This is a genomic window from Paenibacillus sp. strain BS8-2 (assembly GCF_054483835.1).
Genome location: NZ_CM137010.1, coordinates 710,001 through 721,727, shown reverse-complemented (window position 1 = coordinate 721,727; position 11,727 = coordinate 710,001). Strand labels below are relative to the sequence as shown.

Genomic DNA, 11,727 nt, shown 5'->3' with positions numbered 1-11,727 from the left:
AAGAGGATGTTCCTATGCATCATCACCACGGCTCATATGACAGTATTCTGGTATTGTTCTCCTATATTGTCGCGATCGCCGCTTCCTATACTGTATTAGATCTGGTCAACCGGATCAGCACCACTTTGGGATCGAAACGATGGCTTTGGCTGTTATTCGGCGCTTGCTCGATGGGCATGGGCATCTGGTCGATGCACTTTGTCGGCATGCTGGCGTTTTCGCTGCCGGTACCTGTCGCCTACCATATACCGACTGTTGTCCTATCCGTATTGTTCGCGATCGGAGCATCATTTGCCGCGCTGCATATTGTAGGCAGGCCGAAGCCAACGATTACGCGTATCTTATCGGGCGGGGTCCTGCTGGCGGCGGGTATTGTTGCCATGCATTACGTTGGTATGGAAGCTATGCTGATTCGGATCGAATACGATCGTTTCTACGTCGGGTTGTCCGTATTGATCGCGCTGATCGCGGCCATAACTGCGTTATGGTTATCCTTCTATTTCCGCAGGGAGGAAGGAGCGGGCAACCGCGGGTACATGATACTGAAGCTCGGCAGCGCGCTTATCATGGGCGCAGCTGTAGCGGGCATGCATTATGTGGGTATGATTGCGGCTTCTTTCGATCTGGATGGCCTATCCCAATTCGAAGGATCGGGTCTAATTCTCGATCAAAAGTGGCTTGCTTATTTTATTTCGGGCGGAACCTTGTTTACGCTGGGATTGTCGATTTCCGGTATATTCGTATCCAATAAATTTGCATACTTGGACTCCGAGATTGAGGATAAAACAGCTGAGATCCGCAATGTGAATCGGGAGCTGCGGGAGTTAAACGATCAGTTGGAAAGTCTGGTCAAGGAACGGACGATGGAGCTTTCCGAGGCGCGAGACGAGGCGATAAGAGCCAATCAGATCAAGAGTCAGTTTCTGGCCAATATGAGCCACGAGCTGCGCACGCCGCTTAACGCGATTATCGGGTACAGCGAGATGCTGAAAGAAGAAGCTGACGATATGGGCGAGCAGTCGTTCTCCGATGATCTCGACAAAATCCGTAAAGCAGGTACTCATCTGCTCATGCTGATTAATGATATTCTCGATATTTCCAAGATTGAAGCGGGCAAAATGGAGCTGTATTACGAGCGGGTCAATATAGCAGATCTCATGCAGGAAGTCATTGCGACGGTGGGGCCGCTTATCGAAGGAGCTGGCAATACGCTGGAAACGCGGCAAGTGCAAGGAGATCTGGAGATCGATGTGACGAAGCTTCGCCAGATTCTGCTGAACCTGCTCAGCAACGCCGGCAAATTTACGCATGGCGGCAATGTCCGGTTCGAGGTCGCCGAGGAACCACATCTTGATCGTCCGGGATATAGCTTCATCATAGCCGACTCCGGAATCGGTATGAGCGCCGAGCAGCTTAAGCGGCTGTTCCAGCCATTCATGCAAGCCGATGCCTCCACGACGCGCAAATATGGCGGCACAGGTCTCGGACTCGCCATCAGCTCCCGCTTTCTGAGCATGATGGATGGCTACATACAGGTGACGAGCGAGCCAGGCAAGGGCAGCACATTCAAATGTTGGGTGCCGGCTAGGCGGAGTAACCTCTAGCTCTAACGAAACGATTTGATTCCCTTAAATAGGCTCGCCTTCACACAGCCCCCCTGGGATGGTATTCCAGGGGAGCTGTTGTAAATAATTACAATATGAAAATCAGAATAGGCTGGCTTGACTTCGATAATGAGAATTGTTATCATTAACAAGCCCGAAACTAAGACACAGACAAGCCGGGACACATATGGAACGAAGGAGTCTACACATTCATGAAAGCAACCAGAACGAAATTATCATTAAGCACACTAGCGGGAATATTGCTGCTCTCCATGCTGCTGACCGCATGCGGTGCCAACAATAACGGGAATGAAGGAAGCAGCGCAACAGGCGAGCCGACTGCCAGCGCACCGACGGAGACGGAAGCTCCGACTGAGCGCAAGCTGACAGATGGTCTGGGACATGAGGTAACCATCCCGGCAGAACCGAAACGTATTATCGCCTCTTATTTGGAGGATTATCTGGTCGCTTTGGATGTGACTCCGGTTGCCCAATGGTCGGTTCCAAATGGTATTCAAGACTACCTGCAACAAGATTTGGCTGATGTGCCGACAATTGCGTTTGACCTTCCGTACGAGGCTGTATTGTCGTTCGACCCGGACCTTATCATTACGGGCACGGCAAGCACAGTTGAGGGCGGCAAATATGATCAATATTCACAAATTGCGCCGACTTTCACACTAGGTGATGAGGTGAACGGTGATTGGCGTCAGGCTTTGCTCAAAGTTGGCGAAGTGCTCGGCAAATCCCAGCAGGCGCAAGAGGTGCTGGATAACTACGAGAAAAAAGCAACAGAAGCGAAAGCGACGCTCCAGGAGAAAGCATCCGGACAGTCCGCAGCCGCATTGTGGCTCGTAGCGAACTCCTTCTATGTCGTTAGCGATACGCAATCCAGCGGTGCTGTTATGTACAAGGAGCTGGGACTAACGGTTCCGGCGACAGTCAAGGAAATCTCCGCAGGCGCTTCGGCTAGCTGGAACGCATTGTCGCTTGAGATGCTGGCGAAGCTCGATGCCGATCACATCTTCTTGATCAATAGCGATGGTGATGGAGCGCAAATGCTTAAGGATCCGATTTGGAAGAATATCCCTGCAGTCAAAAATGGCAATATTCATGAGTTCGGCCCGGCTACAAGCTGGCTGTACACAGGTCCGATTGCGAATGGTCAAATGATCGATCATATTCTGGAGAGCATCGTAAAAGAATAGCTTTTCTTTAAGGAACAACCAAACGGCGGATTGTCGTCCCTTCACTGAAAGGACGATGATCCGCCGTTTGTAGTTAGGGGAGTCCGAGAGCGCGGAATAGTTGAGCTATTGCTGATTCATAAATGGTAGAATGGAACATAGCAATACGATTAGCCGAATACGGAGAGGAGTAATAACATATGGGCAAACAAACGGTCAAATGGGGAATTCTAGGCTGCGGTGGCATTTCATCAAAGTTCGCGAGCGACCTGAAACTGGCGGAGGGAGCCGAGCTGACGGCGGTCGCAGCGAGAACACAGGATAAGGCGCAAGCGTTCGCGGATAAACATGGTTTCGCTCGCGCTTATGGCAGCTACGAAGAACTCCTGAACGACGCGGATGTAGAGATCATTTATGTTGGCACGATTCATCCCCTGCATAAGGAGCAGGTGCTCGCTTGTCTAGAAGCAGGCAAAGCAGTATTGTGCGAGAAGCCGTTCACGATGAACGCGGCTGAAGCTGAGATACTCGTAGCAGCTGGACGCGATAAGGGATTATTTGTTATGGAAGCTATGTGGACACGTTACCTGCCGCCTATCGTGCAAGTTCGTGAATGGCTGCAGCAAGGACTTATCGGAGACGTTCAGCTCGTGCAAGCGGACTTTGGCTTCGATGCCGGCTGGAACCCTGGCGGCAGGCTGCTTAATAAGGAGATTGGCGGAGGCGCTCTGCTGGATGCCGGTATCTATCCCGTTTCATTTGCTTCGATGGTATTCGGCGAGCAACCGACCACGATTCATAGCAGCGCAGTAATTGGCGAGACGGGAGTCGACGAGAAGTTCTCGGCCTTGTTCGTATACGAAGGCGGACGTACCGCGGTGCTGAATGGTGCAGTCCGACTGCAGTTGACCAATGAAGCTTATCTGTATGGAACGAAGGGCTATATTCATATTCCAAGCTTCCTATTCGGGAAGTCGGCGAGCTTGCATGTCCGCGGAGAAGAACCAGTCAGCTTTGAGGATGATCGATCGTTCTTTGGATACAAGTATGAAGCTGAAGCTGCGATGGAAGCACTTCGTGAAGGTAAGACCGAGAGCGAAGTGATGCCGCTTGACGAAACAGCTGCAATTATGGATACACTCGATCGTCTGCGTAAGCAATGGGGATTGTCTTATCCTGCGGATGAGCAGTAAGAGCGTGAAGCTGGACAGGCTTGTATCTCTCATAGAATCGGAATGAGAATCCGGACCTAACACGGTAGCGATATGCCGTCTTAGGTCCGGTTTTTTTAAAAATAAAGGATTGTGTATCTAGCATTGGAATCGCTATCAAATTGGAGTATGATAGGAATATTCGGAACAATCACATTATATTGAATTTCATTGTTCAAGGGGGAAATTAAGAGATGCCGCAAGTCGATATGCCGTTAGAAAAGTTAAAAGAGTATCAAGGAAGAAACCCGCGTCCTGCGGACTTTGACGCTTACTGGGATCGTGCACTTGAAGAGCTTCGCGCCGTTGACGGCAACGTCGAGCTCGTGCCAAGCGCGTTCCAGACCCCGCAAGCGGAGTGCTTTGATCTGTATTTCACGGGGGTTAGAGGCGCACGCATTCATGCCAAATACATACGCCCTCGCAACGTGACTGAGCCGCATCCGGCTATCGTGATGTTCCATGGCTATACGGGCAATTCGGGAGACTGGAGCGATAAACTTGCGTATGCCTCTCTGGGTTTCTCCGTCCTTGCCATGGATTGCCGCGGTCAAGGCGGCTCCTCCGAGGATTCCGGGGGTGTGAAGGGCAATACGCATCATGGTCATATCATTCGGGGTCTTGACGATCACCCGGACAACCTGCTCTTCCGTCAAATCTATCTGGACACCGCTCAGCTTGCGGGCATCGCGCTTGGTCTTCCAGAAGTTGATCCGGAGCGCGTATACGCAATGGGAGGCTCCCAAGGCGGTGCGCTCACGATTGCCTGCGCGGCGCTGGAGCCCCGCGTCAAGAAGCTGGCTCCCGTGTTCCCGTTCCTATGCGATTACAAGCGCGTGTGGGAGATGGACCTGGCGAAGGACGCTTACGCGGAGCTTCGCACGTATTTCCGTCATTTTGATCCGCTGCACGAGCGGGAGGACGAAATTTTCGAGAAGCTGGGCTATATCGACCTCCAGTTCCTTGCGAACCGCATTCGCGGCGAAGTGCTGATGTACGTCGGACTAATGGACACCATCTGCCCGCCGTCCACGCAATTCGCGATGTACAATAAGATCACGGCGCAGAAGCAGGTTGTGATCTATCCGGACTTCGCGCACGAAGGTTTGCCTGGCTCGTCCGACCGCACGATTCAGTTTTTCTTGAAGGATTAATATAAGTACCGACGAACACACCGTTTCTCTTCGAGAGAAGCGGTTTTTTTTATAGCATCATAGTGTACTTTGCAACTAGATTTAGAACATTTTGGAACATTACATTCTTTCATTTTCGATAGAATTCATAGAACTTATGAACTATAATGAAAAAGTATTTTGTTGGTATCATTTTACTTGATAGGGAGAGTGTGTGGGTGTTGAGAAAATTTTGGAAGCGTGTAATTCTTGGAGTCAGCATTCTTGCTTTAGCCCTTCCTAGTCTGACATTGTCTGAATTTCCAATGGCAGCGGCGGCTAGTGAATCGGCATTAAAGTCCGATTTGGAGGGACACTGGTCTGAAGAAGTGTTCTCGAAGTGGATTGAGCAAGGATGGATAAACGGATATACGGACGGTACGTTCAAGCCGGACAAACCGGTTAAGAGGGCGGAGCTCGCGGCTATGATCAATCGCGCGTTCGGATTGGCAGAGCCTTCGGATACGTTGCCTTTTACGGATATTAACAGTACTCATTGGGCTTATAAGGATATTTTAATAGCCTTCCAGGCGGGATATTTGAAAGGGGCTAACGGCAAAGCAAACGCTGATACCGTCGCGACTCGTCAAGAAGGCGCCGTTATGATGGCGAACGTATTAAAGCTGGAATCGGTTACCTCAGCTGATTTGTCCCAATATAAGGACGGCAATTCTGCGGCTGTCTGGGCGCAATCGGCTCTTAGCCAATTATCCGCCAAAGGCATCTTCAAAGGTGACACGAATGGAAATCTTCGTCCGGGTGATGTCCTAACGCGCGCGCAAGCAATAACGGTAATTGACTCGGCTCTGGTGAAGAACCAGGAGAAGGTCGTATTCGACACGGCGGGCGAATACGGGTCTCTTGAACAGACTCAAGTTATTAAGGGAGATGTGGTCGTAACCGCTGCCGGCGTTACTTTGATTAATATGGAGATTCAAGGCGATCTGCTTCTGGCGGAAGGCATTGCCGAAGGAGATGTGTATCTAAAGAAAGTAAATGTCCGGGGCACGATGACCGTCCAAGGCGGCGGAGAGAATTCCATCCATGTAGAGGACACAGTACTCGTCAAGGTGATCGTAGACAAAGCAACCGGCAAGGTACGTATTGTGGCAACAGGTTCCACGGATGTAAAAACGGTGGTCGTTCAATCGCCGGTCAAGCTGGAGGAACAAGACTTCCAGTCAGGGAAAGGCTTTAATGCCGTTGAACTCAGCAAGAGCTTGCCTGCCAATTCCAAGATTGACTTGGTCGGTCAGTTCGAAGATGTAAGAGTGCTTGCGACGACTATTCAAATCAATATTCCTAGCGGAACAATCGAGCATCTGGATGTAGCGGCTAACTCCAACGACAATAAGATTGAGCTTGGAGAAGACGCTAGCATCGTCAATCTGGTATTAAACGCAATAGCGGAGCTTGCAGGAAAAGGACAAATAATGACGGCTACGCTTAGCGAGCAGGCAGAGGGAACCAAGTTCGAGACCGAACCCGTGAAGGTGGAAGGACCGGGACAATCAGGCGGAGCAACGACGCCTCCCGTCGTTATCCCGGGCGGAGGCGGAGGCGGACCGGTTGTGCAGCCTCCGGCAGGCAACCAGTCTAATGCTGCGCTGAGCGATGTTCAAGTCGGCGGTAACTATTCTCTTGTGCAAAGAGATGCGCAGCTAGCCGCGATTGGAACGGGCTTCCATAAAAATATTTTGGGCTACAGCATTTCCGTGCCGCGCAATATTTCGAATATAACCGTGCCTGTAACCGTAACTTCGGAGTCAGACGAGGCGAAGATTTACGCCACTGTTGAATATAAGGATCAGACCAGCGCTAATTTTTCTTTAACAAATACAAATCGTGCATTTAACGTTCAATTAAAGCCGTTAGAAGATGTACAAGTCTCCATCTCTGTCATCAGCGGCAATGGACTAATCGAGAAAAACTATTGGATCAGCTTCCAGTATGAGAGAACGGTACAGGATGCGTTTCTTATTCGTCAATACGATTTACCATATCTAATCGAACCCGGAAATGTTCGATATGAAATATATTCCTCCAAAGTATTTAATAAAAACGATGTCGCAGAATTATACGAATCGTCTGATGCAACCGAGCCTTTTCTATCTGCTGTGGCAGGAAACCTTGGAGAGATTTACCTGATGCTTAATGGTGAGAATGCTAGGCTTCAGGAAACAGGCGAGTTCTTTATAAAGGTCAAACGCGGCGGTCAAGACATTCTTGTCGGTGATTTCAAATATGACTTTTCAACGATACCTAGAATTACGGATGTTGAAGGTGTAACAGTGCGTTCAATGACGAATGTAGAAAGGGAAGAAACGCTAGGTGATCTCTCGCCGAAGGTTCCCTACTATAGAGTTATCGCTTTGGATCCTTCCCGATGGTCTGGAACATTATTGGAAGATGCGAAATATTACACGAATCACGAAGCTCCCTCTGATTCCATTTATTTTGAATTAGGGGCCCCGGTACGAGACAGCTATAAAGCGGATCTTGACCCGTTCTATACCAATATAAATCTTATTAGACAGGCAGAAGGATATTATGGCATGCACAACATGAATGATCCAATCGTCTACGATTCCTATGTGCAAATTATCTTCTATAACAAAAATTACCAACCAATCGGCTACTATCAGGAAGCTATGGAGCCCGGGCCGGAACATGTATTGCCAGGTTATACTGTGGTTCATTCCATAAGGCCAGAGCTCAATACGGGGGATCAAACGCCGCCAGCATTCACGGGTGCGTTACCGGCCCATCTGGCTGTCGGTGAAAAGCTGTTCTTTAGCGTAAACGAAAAAGCCAACGTCTATATCGTGCCAGACGGCACCCAGTGGGAGACAGGAAAGGACATTGATAGCCTTGTTCGCAGCGGAGGAGGAGCCGGGGCTAGGTATGAAATTACGGATATTTCCGCTGCGCTGGATACGAGCAAACTTGCGACAGGTGACTGGATTGTCGTAGCTATAGACGCTTCGGGCAATATTTCAAGCTCGGTATTGATCAGCCTTGTGGATCCGGAAAGTGTAATCATGTTTGATGGATTTATGTATAACTTTAACAAAGGGATCGGATTAAGATTTGATACCGAAATTGGCGTTCCGGATAACTTGAAGGAAGCTATCTCGCTGTCCAGAGACGGTGGACTTACCTACGAGCCGCTTGGGCAAGGTGATCGTGTATCTCGAGATACCGATAATTCTATTTACATTGTATTCGAACATCCTTATTCAGGCAGTCTCAATCAAATTAAAATCAATAAGGGTACTCTGGTTCATGTAGCAAGCGGAAGAACGATGGATTACGATTGGATTAGTCCTACCTTCGAGGCTGGCACCGATGTTGCTATGACTAGCGAAACGAATCTTGAAATAGGAGAAGAGGTTGTGTTCTCTGTAGACAGAGCGGCCACCCTATACCTAGTTCCACTAGATTGGTTTGGTCGGTTTCAAGAAGCCGTTGCCGAGGGCAAGGGCAAATCGGTCACCTTAAACGAGCAACAAGCAGGGCAAGAGATCCGTATTTCGACTCAAGGACTGGTGCCTGGAAAATATGTGTTGTATACGCAACTTGGTGTCATCCATACCATTAACTTGAACCAGACACAAAATGTAGAGAGTAACCAAATCACCGTTGTAAACTCTCAGATCGAGAAGAGCGTTACCGTTACGAATCTGAATCCAGGCGATACGATCCGCGTGTACGGTATGGGTATGATGAATTCTGAACGTCTTCTATTGCAATCCAAAACGGTGCTTTCAGGAGAGACAAGCGTCAAGCTGGAAGTGCCCGGGCTTTCTGATTACGGGAGTGTGCTGATTACTATTCAGGCTCCCGATCGAGGCGAAAGCAAAGGTCTAGGCATTAATTATTGATATTGTATTCATACAGATAGGTGAACAAAGGCCTGAGCGATCCTCGCTCAGGCCTTTGTTCACCTACAGGAAAGTATATGATTTTGCTCAGATCGGACATTTCTGCCACTCGCGACAGGGATCAGGGGAGCCGCGAAGAAGGATGTTCCGCGCCAGTCGGTAACCTCGTAATCAGGATGAAACGCGTCGAAATTTTCCTCCCCTAAATAGGAAAACGCCCTAACTCTCCGCCCCGTGCGGTTAATTAGGACGTTCTTCGTCTCTTCCTGCATGATCAGCAAAAGGGTTGTCTGGCAAGACATCAAAGCATGTTTCTCATGATAACTACAGCCGCCAAGCCGGTTCCAGTCTGTGCACGCCTTTCGGCGCGTAGCTGAGAGAAGAGGCGAGACCGCAAACATCGGCGAGCAAGTAGAGGATGCTGAGCCACATCTCGGTGCCCTGCAGGCCGGCGGAGTCGCTGTCGGCAAGGACAAAGGCGAAGCCGCGATCCGGTACCCAGCTCCGTAGAACGATGTCGATGTGGTGTTCGGCCCACGCGACAATCTCGGGCCGGCGGTGGTCCGTCTGCCGTAGACAGAGCCATAGTGGATGGATGACATCGAGCACGTTGCAGGCGTTGAGCCGATCCTCCCGGAAGAAGGCCTGATTGCGGCTGTGGCCAAGCACGGTGTCGATGGCGGTCTTCGGATACGGAAGCGGCAGTCCGAACTGGGCGTACGTCGCGCGGGTCAGGCGGTAAAAACCGTTGATCGGCTGCAGCCATTCTTGCGCCTCGGTCGGCTCTCCCCATAGACCCGTTAGCCGGTTCGCATGCGTATGCAGCCACCCAAACAAGTCGTCGGGGCGATGCGCCGAGCCGAAATGCCGCAGGTTATGGTACAGACCTGTCGTGTAACAATCAATCCAGTCGCCGCAGCCCCATGCGTTTGTTGTCCACGGGAGCGACTCCAGCTTACCGTACAGCGTTCCCGTATCCATCGTCTCCACGACATGAACGGCGTGTGGCAACTGCGAGCCTAACACCTCTAGCGCGTAGCCGACCGCAAGGAGGTGGTAGCGCGACAGATGATCCGTGAGCAGCTCAGGGCGGTACGACTCCGAGTCGGGAGGCGTCCATGGATCGGGCAGCAATCCCGTTGCGGCGTCCTGGAAGCCGCCAAGCTTGGCGATCAGATCGTCGCGCGTCCAGCCAGGAGGCAGCTCGCCGAACATGGCCGCGATCTCTACGGCATCGCAGTAAGCACGCACTGTACGTTTGTAGCCGGGGCGATCGCGGAAGTAGCGCTCGCCGCCCTCGGACTCTTCATAATGTCCAAGCAGTCGCGAAAGCTGCTCCCGCGCCTCAGCGCCGAAGCCGCGAAGACGGCTCGCCAGTCGGGTGTTCGCAGTGATAGTACTGGCTTCGTCACCGGAGCCGTATAGTCGATTCGCGAGTAACGCTTTCGCAGAGGTAGCACTAGCCTCGTTGCAGTAGCCGCGAAGACCGTTCTCCTGAACCGCGTTTGCAGCGATAACACCAGCCTTGTCGTTGATCGTTGACTCGTCGGTTGCCGCACTCGCAGCTCCCAGATCGGTATTCGTCACAGTTGCCGTACCAGCACCCCCCAGCACCGTCATCGCCACCGCACCCAGCTCGAACGCCGATTCGCTGCCGTTCTCGCGTGGGGCGGCGCTTTCATCCAGTCGACTGCGAATGACCTTGGCAGGATTGCCGCCAACAATGGCATAGTCCGGTACATCTTTTGTGACCACGGCTCCTGCAGCGATGATCGTATGCGAGCCTATCGTAACGCCATCGAGGATAACCGCATTAGCACCGATCCATACGTCATCCCCGATTCGGATGCCGAGCGACGTATGAGGCTGACGATAAATCGGAAGATCTACCGACGCATAACCATGGTTAAAGCCATATAAACTTGCATTGGAAGCAATGCGTACGCCGTCTCCCATCGTGACGCGGCCTGCTACGACAGCATAAGCATTGATCGAACAATACGCTCCCATCTCAATATGACCATTGCGCACAATCGCTCCCCCAGCAATATAACTGCGATCACCCATGCGGATCGAATCGGGATGGAACACAGCCTCAGGCGAGACGACACAATGATTGCCGAAGACGCCGTTGAATTGGGTGGTCAATTCTTCTTGCAGGAGCTGTTGTTCCTGCTTCTCCTCTTCCGTCAAGCTCATCCAAGGCATATAATCAACCGGCTTGCGCCTCATTACGACTCCCCCTTTGTCATTATCACGTCGATTCTAACATGTGGTTTCTTATTTTAACATGGTTGTACCGATTTCAAACTTGTCAAAATCGCTTCAAGGATTTATGCTCCAAGGGAAAAGGATACAGGAGTGGGAAAAAGCAATAGCAGGAGGGAATAGAAAATGGACAAGGAGCAGATGCTTCGCCAGTTACATATCCAAATCCACTGGGTAATTGACAAGGAGGCATCGCCTGGCTGGCGAGATATTCGTCAGAATAGAAGCGCACATACCTTTTATTGGATTAAAGAAGGGCGCGGGCGATTTCGTGGTAAAGAGGACTACGATGTTCGAGCGGGTATGTTGTTTTATTTGCGACCTGGTTTGCCGCTCTCGATGGAGACAGATGATCGATATCCGCTGCGAATTACGATGGTGCTAGTGTCCGCATTTCATGC

6 protein-coding genes and 1 pseudogene (1 of these 7 cut by a window edge) are annotated in these 11,727 nt (G+C 50.8%); 6 read left to right on the top strand and 1 reads right to left on the bottom strand.

Annotated features, from left to right (window positions below):
- Positions 1–14: 14 nt before the first annotated feature.
- The 5 genes from ACX1C1_RS02990 to ACX1C1_RS02970 all read left to right on the top strand — a co-directional run bounded on the left by ACX1C1_RS02990 (position 15) and on the right by ACX1C1_RS02970 (position 9,058).
- A complete protein-coding gene (locus ACX1C1_RS02990) occupies positions 15–1,604 on the top strand; it encodes a sensor histidine kinase (protein WP_458955683.1) in 1,590 nt (529 codons plus the stop codon).
- 212 nt (positions 1,605–1,816) lie between these two features.
- Entirely contained in the window at positions 1,817–2,812 is a 996-nt protein-coding gene (locus tag ACX1C1_RS02985; RefSeq protein WP_458955682.1) for an iron-hydroxamate ABC transporter substrate-binding protein, read from the top strand.
- A 179-nt stretch (positions 2,813–2,991) separates the two neighbouring features.
- On the top strand, positions 2,992–3,984 hold the full coding sequence (locus ACX1C1_RS02980) for a Gfo/Idh/MocA family protein (protein WP_458955681.1): 993 nt from the start codon (positions 2,992–2,994) through the stop codon (positions 3,982–3,984).
- Positions 3,985–4,196: 212 nt separating this feature from the next.
- Positions 4,197–5,156 (top strand): alpha/beta fold hydrolase, encoded by a 960-nt coding sequence (locus tag ACX1C1_RS02975; protein ID WP_458955680.1) that lies wholly within the window; start codon positions 4,197–4,199, stop codon positions 5,154–5,156.
- Positions 5,157–5,353: 197 nt separating this feature from the next.
- Positions 5,354–9,058 (top strand): S-layer homology domain-containing protein, encoded by a 3,705-nt coding sequence (locus ACX1C1_RS02970; RefSeq protein ID WP_458955679.1) that lies wholly within the window; start codon positions 5,354–5,356, stop codon positions 9,056–9,058.
- 1,677 nt (positions 9,059–10,735) lie between these two features.
- On the opposite strand, the pseudogene ACX1C1_RS02965 reads toward ACX1C1_RS02970, so the two are convergent.
- Positions 10,736–10,900 (bottom strand): annotated as a pseudogene (locus tag ACX1C1_RS02965) (DapH/DapD/GlmU-related protein); the annotation flags it as partial.
- Positions 10,901–11,452: 552 nt separating this feature from the next.
- Here ACX1C1_RS02965 and ACX1C1_RS02960 point away from each other — a divergent pair.
- A protein-coding gene (locus ACX1C1_RS02960) for a helix-turn-helix transcriptional regulator (RefSeq protein WP_458955678.1) crosses the window boundary here: on the top strand, positions 11,453–11,727 show its 5' portion. It continues 559 nt past the right edge of the window; only the first 275 of its 834 coding nucleotides appear in the window; the start codon lies at positions 11,453–11,455; its stop codon lies off the right edge, out of view.

Excerpts from the sequence above, each read along its gene's own strand:
- ACX1C1_RS02975 (WP_458955680.1), top strand. The coding sequence starts at position 4,197 with ATGCCGCAAGTCGATATGCCGTTAGAAAAGTTAAAAGAGTATCAAGGA.
- ACX1C1_RS02985 (WP_458955682.1), top strand. The coding sequence starts at position 1,817 with ATGAAAGCAACCAGAACGAAATTATCATTAAGCACACTAGCGGGAATA.
- ACX1C1_RS02980 (WP_458955681.1), top strand. The coding sequence starts at position 2,992 with ATGGGCAAACAAACGGTCAAATGGGGAATTCTAGGCTGCGGTGGCATT.
- ACX1C1_RS02990 (WP_458955683.1), top strand. The coding sequence starts at position 15 with ATGCATCATCACCACGGCTCATATGACAGTATTCTGGTATTGTTCTCC.